1 protein-coding gene is annotated in these 319 nt (G+C 58.3%); it reads right to left on the bottom strand.

Annotation, left to right across the window (positions count from 1 at the left end; translation table 11 throughout):
• Positions 1-319, bottom strand: a 319-nt coding sequence (locus PZH32_RS12255; protein ID WP_428994048.1) for a sodium:solute symporter family transporter, incomplete at both ends; no start/stop codon positions are given.

The following is a 319-nucleotide window of genomic DNA, read 5'->3' as shown; positions in this document are numbered from 1 at the left end:
GTCTTTGATAATGGCCGAAGACGAAGAAATGAGCAGCGAAGACACCGTGCAGATAGAAGCAGCCACGGGCCCAATAATGGCAATACCGCCCAGCGCCGGCGGAAGCGACTCCACGATCACCGAAGGGATGATGTTGTCGACACTGCCGCCATAGGCCGCCAAGTCTTCCGTCAGCACACCAGCAGAAAGCACGCCCAGTGACGTCACGCCGATCATCATAGCGCCGATAATCACGGTGCCCCAGATCATGGCGGAGTGCAGCGACTTAACGTCCTTGTAGCCCATAGTGCGCACTACCGACTGCGGCAGCACGAAGGTG

Source organism: Adlercreutzia equolifaciens (genome assembly GCF_029076695.1).
Lineage (GTDB): Bacteria > Actinomycetota > Coriobacteriia > Coriobacteriales > Eggerthellaceae > Adlercreutzia > Adlercreutzia equolifaciens_A.
Note: the sequence above shows the minus strand (reverse complement) of the source record. Positions and strands in the feature narration are given on the sequence as shown.